General features: G+C 61.0%; 23 protein-coding genes. 22 read left to right on the top strand and 1 reads right to left on the bottom strand.

Annotated elements, in window-relative coordinates; all coding sequences use genetic code 11:
- Nucleotides 1–9 precede the first annotated feature (9 nt).
- The 22 genes from E0E00_RS14945 (at nucleotide 10) to E0E00_RS04810 (ending at nucleotide 22,523) form a co-directional block, all read left to right on the top strand.
- Entirely contained in the window at nucleotides 10–147 is a 138-nt protein-coding gene (locus E0E00_RS14945; protein WP_256386403.1) for a DUF6273 domain-containing protein, read from the top strand.
- Nucleotides 148–357: 210 nt separating this feature from the next.
- Nucleotides 358–1,467 carry an RNA-directed DNA polymerase gene (locus E0E00_RS04910; RefSeq protein WP_130811396.1) on the top strand — a complete coding sequence of 370 codons (1,110 nt, stop codon included), beginning with the start codon at nucleotides 358–360 and terminating at the stop codon, nucleotides 1,465–1,467.
- Nucleotides 1,468–1,536: 69 nt separating this feature from the next.
- On the top strand, nucleotides 1,537–1,983 hold the full coding sequence (locus tag E0E00_RS04905; RefSeq protein ID WP_130811395.1) for a carbohydrate-binding protein: 447 nt from the start codon (nucleotides 1,537–1,539) through the stop codon (nucleotides 1,981–1,983).
- A gap of 5 nt (nucleotides 1,984–1,988) precedes the next feature.
- The gene (locus E0E00_RS04900; protein WP_130811394.1) at nucleotides 1,989–2,339 is read left to right on the top strand and encodes a hypothetical protein; all 351 of its coding nucleotides are present in this window, start codon (nucleotides 1,989–1,991) and stop codon (nucleotides 2,337–2,339) included.
- Nucleotides 2,332–2,601: a phage holin gene (locus E0E00_RS04895; protein ID WP_130811393.1), complete on the top strand. Its 270-nt coding sequence runs from the start codon at nucleotides 2,332–2,334 to the stop codon at nucleotides 2,599–2,601. The genes E0E00_RS04900 and E0E00_RS04895 overlap by 8 nt, the downstream gene beginning before the upstream one ends.
- A gap of 55 nt (nucleotides 2,602–2,656) precedes the next feature.
- Nucleotides 2,657–3,298: a C39 family peptidase gene (locus E0E00_RS04890; protein ID WP_165443553.1), complete on the top strand. Its 642-nt coding sequence runs from the start codon at nucleotides 2,657–2,659 to the stop codon at nucleotides 3,296–3,298.
- Nucleotides 3,279–4,325, top strand: coding sequence for a GH25 family lysozyme (locus E0E00_RS04885; RefSeq protein ID WP_130811391.1), 1,047 nt, complete (start codon nucleotides 3,279–3,281; stop codon nucleotides 4,323–4,325). Before E0E00_RS04890 ends, E0E00_RS04885 begins: the two co-directional genes overlap by 20 nt.
- A 286-nt stretch (nucleotides 4,326–4,611) precedes the next feature.
- Nucleotides 4,612–5,505, top strand: coding sequence for a patatin family protein (locus E0E00_RS04880; protein ID WP_130811390.1), 894 nt, complete (start codon nucleotides 4,612–4,614; stop codon nucleotides 5,503–5,505).
- A 328-nt stretch (nucleotides 5,506–5,833) separates the two neighbouring features.
- Nucleotides 5,834–6,274, top strand: coding sequence for a 50S ribosomal protein L13 (gene rplM, locus E0E00_RS04875; RefSeq protein ID WP_130811389.1), 441 nt, complete (start codon nucleotides 5,834–5,836; stop codon nucleotides 6,272–6,274).
- A 3-nt stretch (nucleotides 6,275–6,277) separates the two neighbouring features.
- Complete coding sequence (gene rpsI, locus E0E00_RS04870) at nucleotides 6,278–6,673, top strand: 30S ribosomal protein S9 (protein ID WP_130811388.1); 396 nt, start codon at nucleotides 6,278–6,280, stop codon at nucleotides 6,671–6,673.
- Between the two features lie 225 nt (nucleotides 6,674–6,898).
- Nucleotides 6,899–8,236 (top strand): phosphoglucosamine mutase, encoded by a 1,338-nt coding sequence (glmM, locus tag E0E00_RS04865; RefSeq protein WP_130811387.1) that lies wholly within the window; start codon nucleotides 6,899–6,901, stop codon nucleotides 8,234–8,236.
- A 171-nt stretch (nucleotides 8,237–8,407) separates the two neighbouring features.
- Nucleotides 8,408–10,258 carry a glutamine--fructose-6-phosphate transaminase (isomerizing) gene (gene glmS, locus E0E00_RS04860; protein WP_130811386.1) on the top strand — a complete coding sequence of 617 codons (1,851 nt, stop codon included), beginning with the start codon at nucleotides 8,408–8,410 and terminating at the stop codon, nucleotides 10,256–10,258.
- A 3-nt stretch (nucleotides 10,259–10,261) separates the two neighbouring features.
- A complete protein-coding gene (gene acpS, locus E0E00_RS04855; protein ID WP_130811385.1) occupies nucleotides 10,262–10,864 on the top strand; it encodes a holo-ACP synthase in 603 nt (200 codons plus the stop codon).
- Nucleotides 10,865–10,870: 6 nt separating this feature from the next.
- The gene (locus tag E0E00_RS04850) at nucleotides 10,871–12,493 is read left to right on the top strand and encodes an NAD(P)H-hydrate dehydratase (protein WP_130811384.1); all 1,623 of its coding nucleotides are present in this window, start codon (nucleotides 10,871–10,873) and stop codon (nucleotides 12,491–12,493) included.
- 11 nt (nucleotides 12,494–12,504) lie between these two features.
- Nucleotides 12,505–13,662, top strand: a complete 1,158-nt coding sequence (gene alr, locus E0E00_RS04845; RefSeq protein WP_130811383.1) for an alanine racemase — start codon at nucleotides 12,505–12,507, stop codon at nucleotides 13,660–13,662.
- 43 nt (nucleotides 13,663–13,705) lie between these two features.
- Nucleotides 13,706–14,323 (top strand): uracil-DNA glycosylase, encoded by a 618-nt coding sequence (locus E0E00_RS04840; RefSeq protein ID WP_130811382.1) that lies wholly within the window; start codon nucleotides 13,706–13,708, stop codon nucleotides 14,321–14,323.
- Complete coding sequence (gene tsaE, locus E0E00_RS04835; RefSeq protein ID WP_130811381.1) at nucleotides 14,324–14,827, top strand: tRNA (adenosine(37)-N6)-threonylcarbamoyltransferase complex ATPase subunit type 1 TsaE; 504 nt, start codon at nucleotides 14,324–14,326, stop codon at nucleotides 14,825–14,827. It abuts the gene before it with no gap.
- A 220-nt stretch (nucleotides 14,828–15,047) separates the two neighbouring features.
- A complete protein-coding gene (locus tag E0E00_RS04830) occupies nucleotides 15,048–16,514 on the top strand; it encodes an RNA-binding domain-containing protein (RefSeq protein WP_165443552.1) in 1,467 nt (488 codons plus the stop codon).
- 408 nt (nucleotides 16,515–16,922) lie between these two features.
- Nucleotides 16,923–19,352, top strand: coding sequence for a tRNA (adenosine(37)-N6)-threonylcarbamoyltransferase complex transferase subunit TsaD (gene tsaD, locus E0E00_RS04825; protein WP_130811379.1), 2,430 nt, complete (start codon nucleotides 16,923–16,925; stop codon nucleotides 19,350–19,352).
- Between the two features lie 220 nt (nucleotides 19,353–19,572).
- Nucleotides 19,573–20,514 (top strand): transporter substrate-binding domain-containing protein, encoded by a 942-nt coding sequence (locus tag E0E00_RS04820; RefSeq protein ID WP_130811378.1) that lies wholly within the window; start codon nucleotides 19,573–19,575, stop codon nucleotides 20,512–20,514.
- A 19-nt stretch (nucleotides 20,515–20,533) separates the two neighbouring features.
- Complete coding sequence (locus E0E00_RS04815; protein ID WP_130811377.1) at nucleotides 20,534–21,733, top strand: amino acid ABC transporter permease; 1,200 nt, start codon at nucleotides 20,534–20,536, stop codon at nucleotides 21,731–21,733.
- Nucleotides 21,734–21,842: 109 nt separating this feature from the next.
- Nucleotides 21,843–22,523 carry an amino acid ABC transporter ATP-binding protein gene (locus tag E0E00_RS04810; RefSeq protein WP_242622162.1) on the top strand — a complete coding sequence of 227 codons (681 nt, stop codon included), beginning with the start codon at nucleotides 21,843–21,845 and terminating at the stop codon, nucleotides 22,521–22,523.
- Here E0E00_RS04810 and E0E00_RS04805 read toward each other — a convergent pair.
- Nucleotides 22,518–24,164, bottom strand: a complete 1,647-nt coding sequence (locus E0E00_RS04805) for an ABC transporter ATP-binding protein (RefSeq protein ID WP_130811375.1) — start codon at nucleotides 24,162–24,164, stop codon at nucleotides 22,518–22,520. The two genes, E0E00_RS04810 and E0E00_RS04805, sit on opposite strands and share 6 nt — an antisense overlap.
- Between the last annotated feature and the right edge of the window lie 23 nt (nucleotides 24,165–24,187).

Here is a 24,187-nt window from a genome sequence, read left to right as displayed (position 1 = left end):
GGAAGGGCGTTGCATCTTGTCTCGCGCTACAATTGGTGGCTCCGTTCGGTGGTTGGTGGTTCTTCGTCCAACGCGTGCTATGTCAACAACAACGGCAATGCCAACAACAACGCGCCGACGAATAAGTGGATACGCCCGCGCCCGTGATTCCTTTGCAATGCCAGACATTGCGGACACGTCCGCAATCCGTGCGCATGAGGAAGGAAGATGCAACGTTCGGCGCTTGCGCCGTAAATACGCACCCCGTGGGCACCGCAGACCGCTTCTTGCATGGCGTGGGTTTCGGCGTTCGCCTACGTTTCATTGCCGGTGCCTAAGCGGCTATGGAATGCCGATTGCAAGCCGTGCGGGGTGCCTATGAACTCCGAAGAGCGGCGGGCGGCACGACGCGCCCGCCGCGATGCCAAGAGGGCTGCAAACCGCGCTAGGCGCATCGAATCATGCACGCTCGAACAGGTTGCGGACGTTGACAACCTTTACAGGTGCGCACGCGCTTGCAGCGGCGGCGTCTGCTGGAAGGCGTCTGTTCAACGCTACATGGCGCGGTGCCTTCCGAACGTTCGCAGGGCGCGTGATGACCTGCTTTTGGGCAAGGACATTCGGCGCGGATTCTTCGAGTTCGACATTTGCGAGCGCGGAAAGATGCGGCATATCACGTCGGTTCACTTCTCTGAGCGTGTCATACACAAGGCGATTAACCGATATGCCCTTGTCCCGGCAATCATCCCGACGGTCACCGCCGGATGTTCCGCGAACATCAAGGGACGCGGCACCGAATACGCGCTAAGGCGGCTCAAACGGCAGCTTGCAAGGCACTACCAGAAGCACGGGCGAGAGGGTTACATACTGCTTGTGGACTTCTCGAACTACTTTGGCAACATCGACCATGACGCAGCCAAGCGCTTTGTCGATAGGTGCCTTGATGACGAGCGATTGAAAAGGCTTGTCTACGCTCAAATCGACGCCCACGGATCACGTGGTCTTGGGCTAGGCAGCGAGCCTAACCAAGTTTTGGCAGTGGCGCTTCCAAGCCCCATAGATCACATGCTTTTGCGCACGCCTTGCGTGCTGGCAAGCGGGCGTTACATGGACGATACCTATTGCATTGCGTTAGACAAAGCAGACCTTCACGCCGTCATGGAAGACATACGCCAAGAGTGCGACAAGCTGGGAATCGTTATCAACGAGAAGAAGACCCGCATTGTCAAGCTATCGCGTGGGTTTACCTATCTGAAGAAGAGGTTTGAATATGGCAAAAATGGCAAAGTCATTGTGCGCCCTTGCCGCGCCGCCGTGACACGCGAGCGGCGCAAGCTGAAGAAGCTTGCCGTCTTTGTCGAGCGCGGGGAGATGACGCGAGAACAGGCAGTGCAGAGCTACCAATCTTGGCGCAGCTCCATGCTGAAGCTTGACGCACGCAGGACGGTTAGGAGCATGGACGCGCTTTTCTCGCAGCTTTTCGGCTGACCGCAAACACACAACCAACTAGCAGCCACAAGCCCGCACACGCGGGCTTTCTTATTGTGAGGGGCAAACATGGCATTCACAGAAGAGGAAGAAGCGGCGTTGCGCGGCATTCTTGCGATCTACAAGACGCAAGCGCCCGCGTTATCAAGCGACTTGGCGGAAATCGCGCCCGCCATCTATCAGGCGTGGATGGGCGACGGTCACGCCTACGCATCGGGCGAGCGCGTTTCATACGATGGCACGCTGTACACGTGCCTTCAGGCGCACACGTCACAGGCTGATTGGTCACCTACGGCAGCGGCGAGCCTTTGGGCTAGGACGCTTGAAGCGGGCAACGCCGACACGCCCACAAGCGAGGTTCCCGAATGGGTTCAGCCCGATTCGACCAACCCATACGCCCAAGGCGCACGCGTCAAGCACGGCGGCAAGGTCTGGGAATCGACCGTTGCGAACAACGTCTGGGAGCCGGGCGCGACCGGAACCGAAGCCCTTTGGCGTGAGGTGACCGAGGACTAATAAACATGGCAGATATTTTTCTATCGGTGTTCAGCATCGTAATGACCGCCATTGTCGGTGTGCTAAGCGCGACCATCCGCGCACAGCGCGAGAAGGCGCGGGCATTCGATGACCGTTACAAATCTGAACATGACTTGCTTCTAAAGGGAATGCAGGTGCTTATGAGGGCGGAGCTTTTCAAGCTCCATCAAGAGTACGTGCAGAGCGGAAAACCCGTGCCGCTTGACATTAAGGAACAGGCAAACAGCGTGCATGAAGTCTATGCGAGGCTTGGGGGAAACGGCGTCGGAACCCACCTTTGGAAAGAGCTTATCAACGCGCACGCTTCGACTGAAAGAGAGTACGACCATGATTAACTTCACCGCACGAATCAAGAACAAGACGTTTTGGCTGACGCTCATTCCGGCGGTGCTGCTTCTGATTCAGGTTGTGGCAGCGCCGTTCGGCTACAACTGGGATTTCGGCGCACTTGGAGAGCAGCTTACGGCAATCGTAAACGCGCTGTTCGCAGTGCTTGCAATCCTTGGTATCGTTACCGACCCGACAACCGCAGGCATCGGCGACAGCAAACAGGCGATGACCTACACCGAGCCTAAGCGCGACGATGCGAACGAGTAGCCACCGCATCCCCTTGCCAATTGTTGCGGCGTTCCTTTGCGGCGTCTTGGCGTCTATGGCAATAGGTTTTGCGCTCATGGTCAGCGCAGCCAACGAGCGCCAGCCCGCAACGTCAGCGCACACGACACAGCTTGAAGCATCAGACGTGCCCGCCGTTGAGAAGACGGCGGGCACTTTCATGCCGCTGTACCTTCAGGCAGAACCGCAATGGGAGAACGTGTCGTATGCGGGCGGCACCATAGGCGACAGCGGTTGCGGGCTTACGTGCGCCGCCATGGCGACTGTGTACCTCACTGGGCAAGACGTGACGCCGCAAGACCTTGCCGCCGCCGTCGGCGATTCGTGCCTAACGGACGGCGTGAACGACCCCGAGAAGTTCGCGCAATGGATCGCGGCTACCTATCCGGGATACGGCATCACCGCTACAGCAAAGCTTTGGAGGCTTGATGACGCGCTGGCACAGGTTGACGCGGGCGCAATCGCATTCGCAGGGGTTCACAACGGCACCCTTGGCGACGCCGCCTATAAGGGGCACGTCATCATGATATGGCGGCACGACGGAAGCGGCTATTGGGTGCGCGACCCGGCGAGCGCCACTAATTCAGCGCGTGCCTTCACGCGTGAAGAGCTGGAACAAGCAAACCTTGTCTATTTCGTCTGCATGGAAAGGGGCAACTATGACGATGCAGGGCATTGATATAAGCAACTGGGAGAACGGCATCAACGTTGGCGTTCTTCCAATCGACTTCGTTATCTGCAAGGCGACGCAGGGAAAAAGCTACGTTTCGCCCGATTGCGACAGGCAGGTTCAGCAGGCAATCAAACGCGGGCTTCTGTTTGGCGTATATCACTACATCAACGGAGCTGGCATCGACGCCGAAGCCAATCACTTTGTGAACAGCATCGTTGGCTATCTGGGAAAGGGAATCGTTGCGCTTGACTATGAAGAGCAGGACAACGCCGCTTGGGGCAACACGGCGTACCTTAATGCGCTTGTCGCAAAGGTCAAGGAGCTTTCGGGCGCAGTCCCAATGATCTATTCGAGCCAAGCGCATTTCCCATGGGACGTTGCCAAGAAGTACGGTTGCCCGACGTGGGTTGCACAGTACGCCAACATGAATCAGACATTATTGCAGAACAACCCTTGGAACGAGGGCGCATACTCATGCGACATTCGGCAGTATTCGAGCGCTGGGCGTCTCAATGGCTTTGGCGGCAACCTTGACTTGAACAAAGCCTACATGGATGCCGCAAGGTGGCAGAGCCTTGCAGCCGTCGGCGGCAACGTGCAGCCGACGCCCACGCCCTCAGCACCCGCAACCGGCGTCGAGAACATGGACGTTCTAGACCTTGTGGCGGGCGTGTGGCGCGACGATTACGGCAAGGGCGAGACGCGCAAGCAGAAGTTGGGAAGCCGCTACAACGAAGTTCAATCCATGGTCAACCACATTTGCAGCGCGTCGGCAGAAGAGCTTGCAAAGGAGACGTGGGCGGGCAAGTACCGCAACGGAGACGAGCGCAAAGCTATTCTCAACCACCGCTGGAAGGACGTAATGGCGGTTATCAATGGTCACGTGCAGAGCGGAAAGACGTACACCGTAAGAAGTGGCGACACGCTTTCCGGCATCGCGTCGAAGTTCGGCACGACCTATCAGAAGATTGCCGCCAAGAACGACATTTCTAACCCGAATTTGATCTACGCGGGGCAGGTTCTCAAAATCTAGCGACAAAACGGGGCACCCTGATAAGGGGTGCCCCGTTTTCGTGCGTTATATGGGCTTACAGCGAGCCGCCGAACTGGGCTTTTATATATCGCTGATAATCACGAACCAATTGCTGTTAACTTGCAAATAGCCGCTTTTTAGCTTTATCGTGTATGCGTTCGCACTGGTTCGCCCCGGCTCCACCAAAAGCGTAAGCGTCGAACTCCGTAGTGGAGCTCGACGCTTTTGTAGTTGGGTGGGCTGTGCCATGCGCGGCAGCTTGGTGGGACGTTTTTGGAGGCGGTCTATGGGCAGCAACGACAAGCCCGCCCTCGTGCTCGAGGGCGGTGGCTATAGGGGCATCTTCACGGCTGGCGTGTTGGACGTCTTTCTCGAGAACGGCATCTACGCCAACTCCTTCAAGAGCGTGTGGGGCGTCTCGGCCGGTGCGCTCAACGCTGTGAGCTTCCGCTCGCGTCAGATTGGCCGCACCATGCGTGTCATGCTGGCCTTCCGCGATGACCCGCGCATGATGTCGCTGCTCTCGCTGGTCCGCACGGGAAACCTTGCCGGGGCCGACTTCATGTACGACGAGGTCCAGAACCATATTGACCCCTGTGACATGGACGTGTACAGCAAGGACCTCACGCCCATGTACTTCGTTGCGTCCGACGTGCTTTTTGGCGCGCCCGCCTACCTGCAGGCCAAAGGCGAGAAGTTTGATGCCACCAAGGCCCGCGCCTCAGCGTCCCTGCCAGGCGTTTCGACGGTGGTCGAGATTGAAGGCCACCGCTACCTGGATGGTGGCACTACAGACTCGATTCCCTTTGCCGTTGCAATGGGGCTCGATGGCGCCCCCGAGGTACCCGGTGCAGAGCCCGCAGGCCGTGCGCTGGTGGTGCTCACACAGGATCGAACGTACATCAAGGACGGAGCCACCGAGCGCACCATCTTGAGAACCCACCGCTACGACGCCTACCCTTACTACGAGCAGGCCCTTTCTACGCGTGCCGACCGCTACAACGCGCAGCGAGAGGAACTGGCGGGCCTTGAGGCCGAGGGCCGCGCGCTGGCGCTTCTGCCACCTGAGCCGGTGCGCATTCGCACCTCGGAGCATGAGGGCGAGCCGCTCTTGCGCCTTTACCTGCAAGGTCGCCAAGAGGCTGTAGCCCATCTCGATGAGATTCGCGCGTTTTTGTAGGCTGACGGTAGCTAACTCGTGGGATTTCGCCGGTTAGGCCCGGCTAAGCGTTCGGAAAAATCGTAACCGGCGAAAAATCACAAGAAGAGGGCGACGCTCTGGGATGGTTCTGTCAGCTGACCGTCGTACGCCTGCACTCCCCAGTCCCGATGTAATTTTGGGGGTCGAGTTTTGTCGAGTTTGTGTGAGGAAAAGACCTGCAAACGAAGACTTCTGAAGCTGTATACTTTTAAGGCTTTTCCACCCAGAGCCCCGTAACCTCTGTTTCGAAAAAGCATGGCGGCCTGTCCAGAGGCAGCCATTCCAAGATGTGTGTAGGAGGAGTCAAGTGAAGAAGTCGACTCAGTTCGCCAAGATGGGCGAAGTCGAGCGCAAGTGGGTGCTCATCGATGCCGACGGCATGACGCTCGGTCGCCTCGCGACCCAGGCTGCCATGATTCTCCGCGGCAAGAACAAGCCCCAGTACACCCCCAATGCAGACACTGGTGACTTCGTGATTGTCATCAATGCTGACAAGGTCGTCCTTACCGGCAACAAGGCAAATACCAAGTCCTATTGGCGCTATTCCGGCTACCTTGGCGGACTCAAGACCGAGTCCTTCAAGGAGGCTATGGCCAAGCACCCCGAGCGCGTGATAGAGCACGCTGTCAAGGGCATGCTCCCCAAGACTACCCTTGGTCGCAAGCAGGGTATGAAGCTCAAGGTCTACGCTGGCCCCGAGCATCCGCATGCCGCTCAGAACCCCGTCAAGATCGATGTGGAGGCTTAATCGATGGCTGAGAACACCGTTGTTTATACCGGCACTGGCCGTCGTAAGGAGGCCGTCGCTCGCGTCCGTCTCGTCCCCGGCACCGGCAAGATCATCGTTAACGGCCGTGACGCTGCCCAGTACTTTGGCCGCCAGCAGCTCGTTGACAACGCCGCTGCGCCCCTTCGTCTGACCGAGACCGCCGAGTCCTTCGACGTTCTCGCCCGCTGCGATGGGGGCGGCATCAATGGCCAGTCTGGCGCACTTCGCCTTGGCATTGCCCGCGCCCTCCTTCAGGCCGGTGAGTATCGCAACGAGCTCAAGAAGGCCGGCTTCCTCACCCGCGACTCTCGTGCCGTCGAGCGTAAGAAGTACGGTCTCAAGAAGGCCCGCAAGCGTCCGCAGTTCTCGAAGCGCTAGTTCTTCTCACCATTTGTTCCTTATCGGGGCTCGCCTGCGTGGCGGGTCCCGTTTTTTTGCTGGCGGTGACGCGGGAGTGCGCAGGAATGTGCCTTTTGGCGTCACCGAGGTGCCGCCCATCGCCCGTCGGCCGCAGCCGCCCGTCTCCTCACGGTGAGCTCACACGCAACTGGTAAGATAACCGCCGTCTGTGCATGACCGGTATCCCGAAACAAGGAGCGAGAAATGAAGTACTTCGGAACCGATGGCTTTAGAGGCAGGGCAAACGAGGGCCTGAACGTTGACCATGCCTATAAGATCGGCCGCTTCGTTGGCTGGTACTATGGCGCTCGCCGCGACGCCAAGGCTCGCGTACTTATCGGCAAGGACACCCGTCGCTCGAGCTACATGTTTGAGTCTGCGCTGGTGGCGGGTCTCGTCGCTAGCGGCGCCGATGCGTACATGCTGCACGTTATCCCCACGCCGGGCGTATCGTACGAGGTCATCGACGGTGGCTTTGACTGCGGCGTCATGATCACGGCAAGCCACAACCCCTTCACGGACAACGGCATCAAGCTCGTGAACCGCGAGGGCTACAAGATGAACGAGGACGTCCTCGAGCAGGTGGAGGACTACATCGATAGCAAGCTCGAGGTTCCTCTCGCCACGGGCGATGCCATTGGCTGTACCGTAGACTATATGCAGGGCCGTAACCGCTACATCGCATACCTCATCGCGTCCTGCGGCTTCTCCATGCAGGGCGTCAAGGTAGGTCTGGACTGCGCGAATGGTGCCGCCTCCAGCGTGGCGCGGCCGGTCTTTGACGCCATGGGCGCCGAGACCCACGTCATCAACAATGCGCCCAACGGCTTCAATATCAACGTGGACTGCGGCTCCACCCATATCCAGCGCTTGCAGGACTTTGTGGTGAGGAACGGCCTCGACGTTGGCTTTGCCTACGACGGCGACGCTGACCGCTGCCTGGCAGTGGACGAGCGCGGTCGCATGGTTGACGGCGACCTCATCCTCTACGTATGCGGCACCTACATGGCAAAGCACGGTCGTCTCGCCAAGAGCACCGTGGTTCCCACCGTCATGAGCAACTTTGGGTTCTTCAAGGCGCTCGACGCGGCCGGCATCTCTTACGAGAAGACCGCTGTTGGCGACAAGAACGTCTGGTCTTGCATGATGGAGAACGGCTACACGCTTGGCGGCGAGCAGTCCGGTCACATCATCTTTGGCGACCTCGAGAAGACCGGCGATGGCATCATGACGAGCCTGCGCATCATGGAGGTCCTGCGTGCCGAGCGCGAGAAGCTCTCCGAGCTCACTCGACCCGTCACTCTCTATCCACAGCAGCTTGTAAATGTCCAGGTCGCCGACAAGGACGCGGTCATGGCGGCGCCCGAGGTCAAGGAGGCCGTGGCAGAGGCGGAGAAGTTCCTCGAGGGTAACGGTCGCGTGCTGGTGCGCGCCTCGGGCACCGAGCCCCTGGTACGCGTGCTGACAGAGGCCCCGGAGGAGCGCCTGTGCCAGGAGGCCAACTCCATCGTCCTCAAGGCACTGGAGCCGTTCAAGGAGTAAGGGCATCCGTCCGGCTGCGCCACCGAGCTGCAGGCTCGGCGGCGTGGTTTCTCTTAGACGATACCGGTTGGGCTACAGGTGCGCTTCCGTGGCTGATAGACTCTATTGCATCGTCTGTCGCATCAGCGCAGATGCACAAGCAAACCGTGACCTGTGTGCGAGGGAGCAAACATGTGCGGAATCGTGGGATATACCGGGAAAAAGCAAGCGGCTCAGTTCCTGCTCGACGGCCTGTCGACCCTCGAGTACCGCGGCTATGACTCGGCGGGCGTCGAAGTGCTCTCGTCCGATGGCAACCTGCACGGTGTGAAGTGTGCCGGGCGCGTGGCCGTGCTTGCCGAGCGCTGCCAGACGGCCAACCTGACCGGCACCACCGGCATTGCGCATACCCGCTGGGCCACGCATGGCGCACCAACTGACAAGAACGCCCACCCGCACCTGGATTGCACCGGCCGCATTGCCATTGTCCACAACGGCATTATCGAGAACTACCGAGAAATCCGTAGCTACCTGTCCCGTAACGGCCACGACTTTGCCTCCGACACAGACTCCGAGGCCATTGCGCACCTCATCGAGGACGCCTGGGCGGGCCCCTGCAAGGGAGACCTGGTAGCGGCTGTGAGCAATGCCGTGAGCCGCCTCGAGGGCTCCTGGGCGCTCGCCGTTGTGTGCGCCGATGCCCCTGACCAGCTCGTGGTTGCGCGCAACGGCTCACCCCTCGTGGTGGCCAGCACGCCCGATGGTGCCTATGCCGCCTCCGATGTCACGCCGCTTGCGAGCGTGACCTCTCACGTTATCCAGCTCGAGAACGGCCAGGTCGCCCTGCTCGAGCAGACCGGCAAGGTCACCGTCTACGACAACGAGGGCACCACCGTCGAGCACCCCAGCACCTTTGACGTCGACTGGGACGCCTCTGCGGCCACGCTTGGTGGTTACGCCGACTTCATGGAGAAGGAGATCTCCGAGCAGCCCGAGGCCATCGAGCGCCTGCTCAAGGGCCGTCTGGGCGAGAAGGGCATCCTTCTCGACGAGTTGCGCATGAGAGAGGAGGACCTGGCGGCTGTCGACCGCATCTTTATCATCGCCTGCGGCACCTCCTACCACGTGGGCCTCATCGCGAGAACCCTCATCCAGACCTGGGCACACGTTCCGGTAATCTGCGAGTACGCCTCCGAGTTCAACTACGAACAGGACGTTCTCATCACCGACCATACCCTCTGTATGATCATCACGCAGTCTGGAGAGACGGCAGACACCCTCACGGCAGCACGGCGCATGAGGGGCATGGGCTGCAGCATCTTCGCCGTGACCAACGTGCTGGGCTCCTCTGCTGCGCGCGAGTCTGACGGCGTGCTTTACGTGCAGGCAGGTCCGGAGGTCTGCGTGTGCTCCACCAAGGCCTACACCGCCCAGATGGTTGCCTGCGCACTCTTCGCGCTTCGCCTGGCGCAGGCCAACGGCCACATGGGCACAACCGAGGTGAGCGGCCACTACGCCAACCTCGCCGCGCTGCCCAACCTCATCCGCACCGTGCTCTCACGCGCATGGCAGGACAAGCGGGCTGCGACCGTCTTCCGCCGGGCGCACTCGGCGCTCTTCCTCGGTCGTGGCGTCAACTCCACCACCGCCTACGAGGGCGCACTCAAGCTCAAGGAAATCAGCTACCTGCACGCCGAGGCATACCCTGCCGGCGAGATGAAGCATGGTCCCATTGCCCTGCTCGAGCCGGGATTTCCTGTGGTGGCCATCGTCCCCGAGGACCGCGTGCACGACAAGACCATCTCCAACATCCAGGAGGTCATCGCCCGCGGCGCCACCTGCGTTGCCGTCGCCACCGACGGTGACGAGTCCGTGGCGTCGCTCTGCGAACACGTGCTGTGGATCCCACCCGTCGACGATGAGCTGCTCGTCCCCATCGTGGCCGTGGTTCACCTGCAGGTTCTTGCCCGTTACGTTGCCCGCTCGCGCGGCTGCGACGTGGACAAGCCACGAAACCTCGCCAAGTCCGTCACGGTGGAGTAGCGTATGGCCCTGGCTGGCATTGGCGTCGATATGCTCGAGATAGCGCGCATGGAGCGCACCATGCACCGCAGGCCGTCGTTTCTCGCCCGTGTGTTTACCGAGGAGGAACGCGCCTACTGTGATGCGTGTGCACGCCCGGCCGAGCACTACGCCGCGCGCTTCGCGGCGCGCGAGGCGGTGGTCAAGGCGTTGGGCACGGGCTTCTCGAATGGCGTGGGCTTCTCGGACGTCTCGGTGACCATGGATGCCCACGGGAGGCCCCATGCGCTGCTCACCGGCCGTGCCGCCCAGACCGCCCGTGAGAGCGGCGTACGCGAGGTTGCGCTCTCGCTCTCCTATACGCGCGAGGTGGCCGTGGCCAACGCCGTGGCGGTGACCGACGAGGTCCGCCCCCAGCCGGACACGCGTCCAGACCCGGAACGCGAGCTTGCCGCGTCGTTTCGTGAGGCGCGTTCTGTTTTGGACGAACTCGAACAGGCGCAAGATGGGATAATGGCTGATGTGTCGGGAGAGCGTTCCGTCACCGACACCCAGATCACACAAGAGGACGGCAATGCCGGGGGAGCCGCGGATGCATCCGCGCCAGCTGAGCCAGCCAAGGAGTAGAACAACATGCAGCCCGTACTCAACGTCGAAGACGTAAAGCGCGTCGAGGTCGCGCTCACCCGCGCAGGCGTGAGCGTCTCAGAGCTCATGCACCGTGCCGGTTGTGCCGCAGCCCAGGAGGTGCTTGCCCTAGGCGACGTGCAGAATGCCGTGGTCCTCGCCGGCATGGGCAACAACGGTGGGGATGGCTGGGTTGCGGCAGAGGCCCTGCTCGCCCACGGCGTCAACGTGAAGGTAGTTACGCCCATCGGGCCCGACCAGCTCTCCGGTGACCTTGCGCGCCAGGTGGCACAGCGTGCCGTGCGTGCGGGCGTCTCTACGCTGGTGGGGCCGTCGCGCGACGAGCTTGAGGGGCTTCTCTCGGCGTCCGACGTCGCGCTCGACTGCATGCTGGGAACGGGCTTCCACGGTGAGGTCCGCGCACCATTCGACATTTGGATTGACTGCGTGAACAGCTCGGGCGTACGCGTGGTTGCTGTGGACGTCCCCAGCGGCCTCTCGGCGCAGACCGGCCACGCCCCTGGCTTCTGCGTGGTGGCAGACCTTACGGTAACCATGCTGGCCTTGAAGCCCGGCCTTCTCGCCGACGACGGCCGTGACGTATGCGGATCCATCGTAGTGGCCCCGCTTGCCGAGCAGACCGAGCAGATCGTGGTCGAGGCAGATCCGGTGGCTTGGCGCACCGACCTCGAGGACTACCTTGACGTGATGGTGCCGCCTACTACAGCTGTGGACAAGTTCTCGCGCGGGTCGGTGCTCGTTGTTGGGGGGTCGTCACGCTTTGTGGGTGCTCCCATCTTGGCAGCGCGTGCGGCTGCCCGCGCCGGTGCCGGCTATGTCACGCTGGCGGTTCCTTCGTACATCGTGCCGCAGGTACAGGCCCATGTGCTCGAGATCCCTGTCGTGGGGCTTCCCTGCGATGAAGACGGGACCATCTCCAAGGAGGCTGTGCCCATAGTGACCAAGCTGGCCGAGAAGTGCTCGGCCGTGCTTGCGGGGCCTGGCATGCGGGTCTCTGGTGGCACCGTTGCGGTTGTCTCGGCACTTCTTGGGACCTCGACACCGCTGGTGCTTGATGCAGACGCTCTTAACTGCATTGCCCGCCTCACCTCGGGCAAACTGCCCGACTTCCCCGAGATTCTCCGCAGGTCGACGCCGCTTGTGCTCACGCCGCACCGTCGCGAGCTCGGTCGCCTGGTGGGCAGGGAGGAAAACCCACCCTCCTCGCTTGTGGGCCAGCTCGAGGACGCACGCAAGATCGTGTGGTCCGACGGTGGCTCTGAGCTGGTTGTTGTCACCAAGGGCACCGCTAGCGGCTGTGTGGGCGTCGAGCAGGCCATCCTTCCCAAGCCCGGTCCGGCGGCTCTTGCCACGGCAGGTTCGGGCGACGTTCTGAGCGGGATCATCGCATCCAAGCTTGCGCAGTCCTATGGGCGCGTGGACAGCCTGCCCCTGCTCTGCTCGCTCTGCTGCGAACTCCATGGCTATGCAGCCTCGCTTACAGCCGAGCGCATGGGCTCGAGGGGCGTCATGGCCTCGGACATCATCGACGAACTGGGTGTTGCGGATGACGCCTTGGGGGAGCGCGTGACCTTCCCTGACGCCGATGGCGGCGACGAGAACGAATAGGGAGCGAAGGCATGGCAGTTCAGAGCCCTGCGAGCAGGTGGTCGTGGGTCGAAATTGACCTTGCTGCCCTCAAGGGGAATACGCGCAAGTTCAAGGCTCTCTTGGGGCCTGGCGTCAAGATGATGTGCGTCGTGAAGTCCGACGCCTATGGTCACGGTGCCGAGCGCTGCGTCCGCGCCATGCACTCTGCCGGTGCGGACCAGTTTGCCGTTGCCACCGTGGAAGAGGGCGTGAGGCTTCGCCGGGCGGGCATCGAATGGCCCATCCTGCTGCTCTCCGAGCCGCCCGTGGAGTGCGTGCAGACCCTTGTGGACCACGACATTATGCCCTCGGTCTACACGGCCGAGTTTGCCCTTGCACTGGGCGAGTGCGCCGCCGCTTTGGGCAAGGTGGCTCGCTACCACCTGGCTGTCGACACCGGCATGACGCGCATCGGCGTGTGCCGCGAGGACGTGCTCGAGCTGAGGCGGACCGTCGACTTCCACCGTGGGCTTGAGTGCGCAGGCATGTTCACGCACTTCGCCACCGCCGACCTTATTGACGATTGGGACTTTGCGCTCCAGCTCAACCGCTTCAAGGAGGCTGTCTCTATTGTGCGCGAGGCCGGCCTGGAGACTGGCCTTGTCCACTGCGACAACACACCGGGTACCGTCTTGCACCCTGAGTGCCACTTCGACATGTGCCGTGTGGGAATTGGCCTCTATGGTCTGCAGCCTGCCGAGACCACGACACCGCGCATCCAGCTCGAGCCTGTCATGAGCGTGCGTGGGCGTATCGTTCGGGCCATCTACCCTAACGTGGGTGACGGCGTTGGCTACGGCCTCACCTGGCGCGTCCCCAAGCAGAACATACAGGTGGCCACGGTACCCATCGGCTATGCCGACGGCCTTGCGCGCACGCTCTCGAACAACATGGACGTTATCGTGAATGGTGTGCGCTGCCGTCAGGTTGGCCGCATCTGCATGGACCAGTTCATGTTTGCGGTGGATGTGAACAACGCGCGCGCATATCGCCCGGCAAAGCCGGTCAAGATGGGCGATGTGGTAACTGTCATTGGTCGCGACGGTGACGAGGAGATTACCGTCGACGAGATGGCCCAGCTTCGCGACACCATCAACTACGAAGTCGTATGCGACTTTGGCATGCGTCTTGAGAAGGTCTATGTCTAAGCGTCGGCGCGGGCGCGCCAGCCTCTTGGAGGATGATGGAGAAATGTCGGTGATGCATATTCCCGGCCATGAGCATCAGGGGCCGCAGGAGGTCACGCTCAAGGAGATTCGCTCCGTTATGGGCGACTGCCAGCTCTGCCCCCTGGGGCAGACGCGCACGAATCTCGTGTTTGGGGTTGGCAACCCCAATGCGCGTGTGATGTTCGTGGGCGAGGGTCCCGGCCGCAACGAAGACCTGCAGGGCAAACCCTTCGTGGGGGCCGCCGGCCATAAGCTCGACTCGCTTCTCTCGCTTGCCGGCCTTACGCATGACCAGATCTACATTGCCAACGTGGTCAAGTGCCGTCCACCTGGGAACCGTAACCCCAAGCCCGAGGAGATTGCGGCCTGCTCGCCTTTCCTGCGCGAGCAGATCCGCTCCGTGTGGCCCGACGTTCTTGTGTGCCTGGGCAACTTTGCCTCTCAGTTTGTGCTGAGAACCGAGGCCGGCGTCACGTCGCTGCGTGGCAAGCTGTATCAGACGGGGCACTTTGTGGTGTGTCCCACGTTCCATCCTGCCGCCTGCATTTATCACTCTGACTGGCAGCCGCTCCTCGAGAGCGACCTTGCGATGGTGGGCCAATGGCTGCGAGACAACCCACCTGGCCCGAGGAAGGGGTGACTGACTGTGGCACGAGAGGTCTCATTCAGGACCGCATCGCAGGAGGAGACCATCGCGCTTGGCCGCGTGCTGGGAGAGCTTCTCCGGGAGGGTGACGTGCTTGTGCTCACCGGAGACCTGGGTGCCGGGAAGACCCAGCTCACCAAGGGCATTGCCGCAGGCATGGGCGTCACGGAAGACGTCACGAGCCCCACCTTTACCATCGAGATGGTCTATCACGGGCGTGAGATGGACCTTGACCACTTTGACCTCTATCGACTTGATCGCGCGGAGCAACTCGAGGACACGGGCCTCTTTGACGTGCTGGGTGCCGATGGCGTCTGCGTGATCGAATGGGGCGAGCAGTTTGCCGACGAAATCGGCGTCGCCCGCGTGGATGTGTTTGTTACGCGACTCGAGGCCGAGGCGGCACCGGGTGAGGAGCCCCCGCGCGAGGTGCGCCTTGTCGCCCACGACGCCCGTGGCGAGGAGCTGGCCGACGCGCTGGCGGAGGCTACGGCATAGGGTCTGCGGTGCTGCGGCGGCCACGCCTGGCGGCGTTGCCAAGCGCGACGTCTGCGGGCTTCACTTGCAGCTCACTTATCAAAAAGGGGCAATGCCCGCGCGGCTGGGAGTGGCGCATCGCCCTCACCTGCGAGTCTTCAACCCCGATCACTTGCCTCTCGCTTATCACTCACTTATCATTCACTTATCACCGAACTTTGCTTTGGCTGCGGGAGGCAAGATGACCAAGACCACCCCAATGGACCTTCTGTACCAGCTTGTTGGATATCCGAACGAAACTGAGTGGATAGAGTTCAAGGAGAACAATGCCGATCCGGTGCGAATAGGTCAGGATATCTCTGCGCTTGCAAACTCTGCCGCATACTACGGTCGCGAGTCTGCTTACAAGGTTTGGGGCGTCGCTGATGATACGCACGAACTTGTCGGTACTACGTTTGATCCGCTGTCCGCAAAGGCTAAGGGCAACCAAGACCTTCAGATTTGGCTGCAGAGGATGCTGTCACCTAATGTCAACTTCGATTTCGTTTCTATCGAGCATGATGGACGCTCGTTTGTCGTGGCGGTTGTGAGTGCGGCCTCTGGGCAGCCTGTCTATTTCGAGAAGAAGGCATACATTCGCGTTGGAAGCAGCACAAAAGAGCTGGTGACAGCCTCTAACCGCGAGGCTGAGCTGTGGCGGCGCCTGCAGAGCTCAAACTTCGAAGAACGCATGGCGGTGGGTGACCTCACTTGCGCCGAAGCTGCGGATTACCTAGATCTTGAAAGCTTTTTTAGGCTGCTGGGGCTGCAGGCACCAAGCTCTATTGAAGCTTGCATGGTGCCCCTGTGCGAGCAGGGCCTTGCGAAGAAGCAGGATAACGGTCTCTATGCAATCACGAACCTTGGAGCGCTTCTCATCGCTAGAAGGCTGACAAGTATCCCAGGCCTTCGGAAGAGGGCACTTCGAGTCCTACGTTTTGCCGGGAGGGGTAATACCCGGATACTTGACGATAAGACCTTTGATGAGGGCTACGCAATGGCGCTTGGAAAGGCCGAAGAATATGTCATGTCCGTGATTCCTGCGCGAGAACAGACTGATGGTGCGTTTAGGCGTGTCGTGAGGGCATACCCACAGACAGCGATTCGCGAGCTCCTCTCCAACACCGTCATTCACCAGGATCTGACGGTAACGACAATGGGGCCGCTTGTTGCAATCTACGAAAACAGGGTGGAGTTCTCTAATCCAGGGGCCAGTCTCATTCCGCCGGATAGGGTTCTCAATGCCCTGCCAAAGACGAGGAATACCGGGCTAGTCAACATCCTGAGGCAGATGGACCTTTGCGAAGAGGGTGGAACGGGCTGGGACCTCGCAGTCGAATCGTGCGAAGAGACGCACCAGCTGGGACCAAAGATGGTAAGCGACGAGGTGCAGGGGACCAGGGTCACGCTCTCTTCGGGCAGCAGTTATGACCGAATGACAAAGCAGGAGAGAAAAGAGGCGGTGTACTGGCATACATGCCTGATGTACGCGCAGGGGGAGGCGGCGAGCAATCAGACGGTACGAGGTCGCTTTGGTATGTCTTCTACTCAGAGAGACCTCGTAGCGATCTCTAGACTCCTTAGGGAGTGCTGTGCAACGGGGCTGATAAAACTCGAAGACGAGGATGCGAGCGCAAGGTATCGTCGCTATGTTCCGGGGTGGTCGTAGGGGCAGTCTCCCCGTCATCCCGCGGGTTTCACTTGCAGCTCACTTATCAAAAAGGGGCAATGCCCGCACGGCTGGGAGTGGCACATCGCCCTCACCTGCGAGTCTTCAACCCCGCTCACTTGCCTCTCACTTATCACTCACTTATCAGCCACACGTGGGCCGCGCGAGGTGCGCCTTGTCGCCCACGATGCCCGTGGCGAGGAGCTGGCCGACGCGCTGGCGGAGGCTACGGCATAGGGTCTGCGTCTCGTCGCTCTCGGCGCAGGGCCTTGCGGGCCATTGAGGCGCTTTCAGATGGAACAGGGGTCACGTGCACCATTATGTGTCTGAAAACGTCTCGACAGCCCCTGGTGGCTGCGCGCTACACTATCCCCCGTGAAGATGCCACGTTTCTGGAGACAGATGAGAATGACAGGCGATACCAACCCCCAGGGCCTTGCCCTGGCCATCGATACGTCCACCGACATGCTTGCCTGTGCGGTGGTCTCCTGGAGGACCGACGCGACCCCGCACGTCCTTGCGGCGCGCGACCACCTGTGCCGCCGGCAGGCCAACGTCGAGCTGGTCACCACGGCTCTCGCGGCCCTCGATGACTGCGGCAACACCATGGCTGACATCGACTGCGTTCTTGTGGGCCGCGGTCCCGGTAGCTTTACCGGCGTGCGCATTGGCATCGCGACTGCAAAGGGTCTCTCGTGCGGCCTCTCGAAGCCGCTCCACGGAGTCTCGGTCATGGATGCCACGGCATGGGTTGCCTGGCGGGCGGGCGTGCGCGGGCTTCTCGGCGTGGCCGATGACGCTATGCGGGGCGAGGTATACCCAGGCACCTACCGGCTGGATGACGCTGGGGTCCACCGCGCGTTTGCCACCGAGACGGTCTGCAAGGCCGATGAATGCGTGGCGGCATGGGCGGCACGCGGGGATGCGTCCCAGCTCATCCTCACTGGCAACGGGCTCAAGAGGTACCGCGCGCGCTTTGAGGCGGCCGGGTTCGCGAACATCCTCGACGAGAGGCTCTGGTACCCCACGGGCGAGGGCCTGGCGCTTGCGGCCGCCGCGCAGCCCCTTGGCCCGGGCGATCCGGCACTGGTGCTGCCCATCTACACGCGCCTCTCGGATGCCGAGGAGAACGAGCGCAGGCGCCTTGGCCTCAAGGCTCCCGCAAGCGTCGAGGTTACCGGAGTGGACGACGCGCTGGCCGACAGGCACCTGCAGCTGCGTCCCATGTCCGTGAACGACCTCTCCGCCGTTGCTAAGCTGGAGGCGGCGGCCTTCTCGGGCTCCTCTCATACTCCTTGGACCGAGAAGCTCTTCTACGAGGAGCTCTCGCAGCCGGGTCGCAGTTGGTGGGTCGCGCACGACCTTGGCCGCATCATCGGCTTTGCCGGTGGCATGATGGCCGGTGACAACTTCGAGATCTGCGATGTGGCTGTGGAGGAGGGGCACCGCCGCCAGGGCGTTGCTTCCCGCCTGGTGGCGCGCCTGTGCTACGATGCGCACGTGCTCAACGCAAAGACGGCTTCTCTCGAAGTGGACGAGAAGAACGGTCCTGCCCTAACCACCTACTTCCACCTGGGCTTTGTTGAGATTGGCCGCCGTCCGGGCTACTATGCCGGTGGACATGACGCCCTTATCTTGAGCGCGGAGTTCCCGCTTGCGGGTGACGTTGAGTCTTTGGGCAAGCGCCCCGAGCCGCACGCCTCCATCCGCCCGTGGCCCATCCTTGCGGGCCCGCGCGACACCGCATGCAAGGAGGCGCTGGCTGCCGCCGGCGACCTGGTCCTCTCGATCGAGTCTTCTTGTGACGAGACGGCCGTTGCCGTGGTGGACTCGCACGGCGCTGTCTGCTCGAGCGTAGTTGCTACCTCGATTGACTTCCACGCACGCTTTGGCGGCGTGGTGCCCGAGATTGCCAGCCGCAAGCACGTCGAGGCTATCGTGGGCGTGTATGAGGAGGCCATGGCACAGGCTGGTGCGCACTTTGGGTGCGACACGCTTACCGCGGCAGACCTCTCGGCCGTGGGGGTCACGGCTGGTCCTGGCCTTGTGGGTGCCCTTGTGGTGGGCGTTGCGTTTGCGAAGGGGCTTTGCGCATCTACCGGGTTGCCGCTGATTGCGGTGCATCACCTTGAGGGGCACCTGCTCGCCAACCTCTTCGAGACGCCGGACCTTGAGCCCCCCTTCGTGGCGAGCCTGGTCTCTGGCGGCAATACCATGCTGGTCTACGTGCGTGGATGGGGAGACTACCAGATTCTGGGGACCACCATCGACGATGCGGTGGGCGAGGCCTTCGACAAGGTGGCCAAGGCGCTTGGCCTGGGGTATCCCGGCGGCCCCGTCATCAGCCGACTTGCAGCAAAGGGCAACCCGCGTGCCATCCACTTCCCGCGCGCGATGATGCACAGCGGAGACTATCAATTCTCGCTTTCGGGCCTGAAGACCGCTGTCATTACCTACATCGAGGGCGAGAATCGTGCCGGTCGACCTATCGACCTGCCCGACCTCGCGGCGTCTTTCGAGGCGGCAGTGATTGACGTGCAGGTGGCCAAGGCCGTGACGGCCGTTGAGCAGACGGGCGTCTCGGACTTCTGCGTGGGCGGCGGCGTCGCTGCCAACCCACAGCTGCGCGCGGCGTACCACGAGGCGTTTGGCAAGCGCGGCGTGCGTGTGACCGTTCCGCCCATGAGGGCATGCGGGGACAACGCGGCCATGATCAGCGTTGCGGCCCTGCGCAGCTACCGTGCACGCAACTTCGCGCCGCTTACGCTTGACGCGGACCCCAACGCGCCACTGGGGGCCTGGTCCACAACCGATGCCCCCGTGCCACCCAGCTGGTAGGGTGGCAGCCGGTCTCCCGTCCGCATGCATCCCGGCCATTGTTACCTCGCTGTGACCATTGGGACGCGCCGCCGTCGGAGGAGTATCGTTTCCCTGTGCGCGTAACTTTCTCGCATCGGGTCGCAGGGGTGGGCCCCGTTTGCAAGGGGGAGGGGAATGGGTCCCCTCCGGTTGCGCCGCGCGAAAGGGGAACAGCGGGAACCGTCCAAGGAGGACAACCATGAAGAGGCATCCCATCCAGCGCGTGTCTGGCTCATTTTCTCGTCGAGACTTTCTTAGGGCCTCGGGCATTACGGCCCTCACCGTTGGGGGGATGACCGTCCTCACGGCATGCGGCCCTGCCGCCCAGTCGGGCGACGCGTCCTCGGCCTCCTCGTCGGCCTCCTCGACAAGCTCCTCGCCCTCGGACTCTCTCAAGCTCGGTGACGGCAAGACCCTGCGCGTTGGCATGGAGGCTGCCTACGCCCCCTACAACTGGCAGGAGTCCACGGCGAGCGATACCACCATTCCCATCGAGAATGTCGATGGTGCCTATGCCGACGGCTATGACGTGCAGGTGGCCAAGAAGATTGCCAGCGCCCTCAACATGGATCCGGTCGCGGTGAAGATGGAGTTTGGCAGCCTCGTCGACTCGCTGGTTAACAGCCAGATCGACATCATCTGCGCGGGCATGTCCGTCACAGACGAGCGTGCCCAGTCCGCAGACTTCTCCAACTCCTACATCGACGACGAGGTCATCATGGTCGTCAAGCAGGACTCGCCCTACGCCAATGCCACCAAGCTCTCCGACTTCTCGGGTGCCTCGGTCCTTGGCCAGAAGGACACCTTCTACGACGACCTCATCGACCAGATTCCCAACGTGAACCACCTCACGCCGGTGGCAACCGTTCCGCTGGTGGTCGACGGCCTCATGAATGGTACCTGCGACGCCATTACCTTCTCGTCCCTCTCGCTGCCGCGCCTCCTCAAGAGCTATCCCACGCTCAAGAGGGTTGACCTCGCCGAGGGCGAGGGCTTCACGGACGCCTCCAACCCCGACAACGCGGCCATCGCCAAGGGCCAGGATGCGGTTCTCGCCAAGATCAACGAGGTCATCGATGGCATCTCGGCGGACGAGCGCCAGAGCATGTGGGATGGCTGCATGGACCGCCAGCCGGAATAGCGGCAAGGAGCGAAGCACAATGACAGACGCGTTATCCGCCAAGCCCACCACGCGGCGCGCACGCCTTGCCGCGTGGCTGCGCCGAGACCACCGCTACGTCCTTCTCGGCACGTCAGCCGTGGCGTATGCGGGCATGTGGCTCTCCAGCCAGCCGCGGCCGTCGCTGAGCTTCCTCGCTCATGCGTATACGGTCGAGGTCGTTATGTACTACGTGCTGGCTGCGTGGCTTGTCCTCTCGGCTGTGGCACTTGTGTTCAAGCTCACGCACTGGGATGCATATGCCGAGGCGTCGCCGTTTACGCGTCCGCGTGCCCAGCGCGCACTGCGCCTTGGGTCCTACGCTATCTGGGCGCTTGCCATCGTGCTGTTCGTTGACCGCGCGGTGATGGGCTTTGCCAGCGCATGGGTAACCGCTTCGGCAGCCACCTCCATGCCGCAGGATGACATGCTCATCCAGACCCTCTACATGTTCCAGCAGGGCTACTCGACGTATCTCCAGGGTATTGCCACTACCATTGAGCTGGCAGTTTTTGGCACGGCCATCGCGTTTGTGCTGGCGCTCCTTCTCGCCTTCGTGCGCATCCAGCAGATTGACCGTCCCGACAACGACCTCATCCGCTTCCTCAAGAAGGTTGGCGTGGGGTTTGCCGGGGTCTACAGCACGGTGGTGCGTGGCACGCCAATGCTTGTGCAGGGCGTGATTATCTACTATGCGGGCTTTGGCCTGTTCAGTGGGTCGGGCATGTCGGTGACAGAGATCAATGCCGTGTGGTCGCGCTTCATCGCCGGCCTGGTGGTTGTCTCGCTCAACTCCACGGCGTACATGATGGAGGTCCTGCGCGGCGGCATCGAGTCTGTCGACAAGGGCCAGATGGAGGCCGCGCGCTCGCTGGGGCTTTCGCAGTGGCAGGCCATGGTGAAGGTCGTCTTTCCGCAGGGCATTCGCTACGCCATCCCCGGCCTCTCGAACGAGTTGGTCATCAACATCAAGGACTCCTCGGTGCTCTCGGTGATTGGCGTGTTTGACCTTGCGTTTGCCGCCTCTACCATCTCTGGCATCTACTACAAGCAGCTCAATGCCTATCTCGTTATCGCCGTGTTCTACCTCATCATGACGGCAACGGCGTCGTGGCTTTTGGGCAAGCTTGCCAAGCGGCTTGACGCCAAGACCGAGCTCGTGCTGGGAGTGTCCAATGTGAAGGTGGGAGGCGAGAAGTAGCATGGCAACAAGCGGGAACGGCGCATGCGGCGTGAGCGCTGCGGCCTCCGGCGCAGGCTCCGAGGCCGTCGTGCGCGTGGAGGGCCTCCGGAAGTCCTTTGGCTCCAACATGGTGCTTCGCGGCATCGACCTCACCGTTATGCCGGGGCAGGTCGTGACCATCATCGGTGCATCGGGCTCTGGCAAGTCGACGCTCTTGCGCTGCATCAACCTGCTCGAGACGCCGGACGCGGGACACGTGTGGTTCCGCGGTAAGGACCTTGCAGCCGAGCACGTTGACATCAACGCCCTGCGCGAGAAGATCGGCATGGTCTTCCAGAGCTTCAACCTGTTCAACAACATGAACGTGCTGGACAACTGCACGCTGGCACCGGTGACGCTCAAGAAGACGAGCAGGCAGGAGGCCGAGAAGGTCGCGCTGGCAAACCTCGACTCCGTGGGCCTCGCAGACTTTGCCGGCGCCGATGTCAACACCCTCTCCGGAGGGCAGAAGCAGCGTGTTGCCATTGCGCGTGCGCTCTGCATGAAGCCCGACCTCATGCTCTTTGACGAGCCCACCTCGGCGCTTGACCCCGAGATCTCTGGCGAGGTCCTCGAGGTCATGCGGCGTCTGGCGTCCCAGGGCATGACCATGGTCGTGGTGACGCACGAGATGGCGTTCGCGCGCAGCGTATCCGACGAGGTCGTGTTCATGGACGAGGGCGTCATTGCCGAGAAGGGCAGTCCCGAGAAGATGTTCACCGACCCCGAGAAGCCCCGTACCCGCGAATTTCTCGCCCGCTACCTATGAGACAAGGGGACGGTCCCCTTGTCTCTCGTCTTTCAGATGCCCATTTTTCATGGTGAGTACCTTGTCATAGCGAGCTGCATGCGTCTTGTCTAAATGGTGCGTTACGGCAATTACGGTCACTCCATCAAGGGAAAGCAATGCGTCTTCCACTTGAGCTGCGGTGTTGCGATCAAGTGCTGAGGTTGCCTCGTCCACAAGAAGCGTTCGCTTGCTGTAAAGCAGTGCTCTTGCAATGGCGACACGCTGACGCTCACCGCCCGAGAGACGCGTGCCGTTCTCGCTAACAGGCGTGTCAAGTCCCTGCGGGAGTGCTGCTGCAACATCATCGAGTTTTGCAAGGTGCATGGCTTGGGAGATGGCAGCGTCTGAGAAGCTACCTCCAAGCGTGATGTTCTCGCGTAAGGTTCCGTCAAAGAGAAATACATTTTGGTGGACAAAGGCAACGTCTGGTATTGCGTTGGCTTCACCATCAACAAGCAATGTTCCTGAGCTGGGCGCATGCATTCCAGACAGCAAGCCGAGTAGGGTAGACTTGCCACAGCCGCTCTGCCCACAAATGGCATATTTGCGTCCCGCGTCAAAGCGTGCAGTGCAGTTCTTTACTACTTGTGTGTCGTTCCCGTCATACGAGAAGGATGCATGATCGAGAGCAAGTGAATGATCTACCTGGTGAGTTGTGGCATCGGTATCACTGTGAGCAGCCCCATCAAGCTCAGCAAGTCGATCCAAGATGGGGTAGGTTGCCTTTAGCTTGCTAAGCTTATTAGAAAGCTCTGTTGCTGGCGAGATGACGCTTCCTGAGAGCTGCGTAACCGCCACTACGCTGCCGATAGTCACAAAGCCCTTTACCACAAAGATGCCCGTGATGCCCATGATGATGAACTGTACGGCTACGCCAACGACACCTGAGAATCCACTGATACACACCGTCGTTCTGGTGAGACTCTCTTTATGACCCTGTAGAAATTTAGCGGCTTCATTCAGCTTCTCGAGGATAAACGACTCTGCGTGGAACGATTTTATAACCTCGTTACCTTGGGCTGTGTCGCGCACTCGTCCGTTGTAGGCTGCAGTGTCGGAGATAATTTGTTGCTGCTGGTCAGCTAGACGCTTGCTAAATAGCTGCGGAACCAGGGTAGGGAGAGCCATTCCTATGAGTGAAATCAATGCAATGAGCGGATTAAGGCATACCAGCAGAACGCAACCGATTGCTATGCTGAAAGCAGCATTCAATATGTCTGCCATTCCTCCCAGCCAGTCATTCTCAAGCGTGTCCATACTCTGTCCGAGAAGTGTGAGTTGATCTGCGCTACTGGAGGTCCCTGCAGTATTTTTGAACAATAGACCACGGGAAGCACCTTCGCGAATGCCAACCATGACATTCTTAATAATGGATGCCTTAAGATAGCCCACAATCACGCTTAGAATCCCAACTATAAGGGTATACAGGCAGGCAATAAAGATGAGGCGCAGCAATGCAGAGAGGTCACCCGTTGTTGCCGAATTGGAGATGGTGTCAAGCAGCAAGCTCAGCAGAAGGGCGACGCCCATAACCATGGCGCAGAGTAGAAAGTTGAGAAGACAGAGACCTGCTAGCTTACCGGCGCTGGCGTATCTTCTGATGTATGACAATCCCTGCATGGTCTCCCCTTCAGTCGCTAAAC

This window comes from Olsenella sp. Marseille-P4559 (assembly GCF_900605015.1).
GTDB lineage: Bacteria > Actinomycetota > Coriobacteriia > Coriobacteriales > Atopobiaceae > Tractidigestivibacter.
This window is presented reverse-complemented; position numbering and strand designations above follow the sequence as displayed.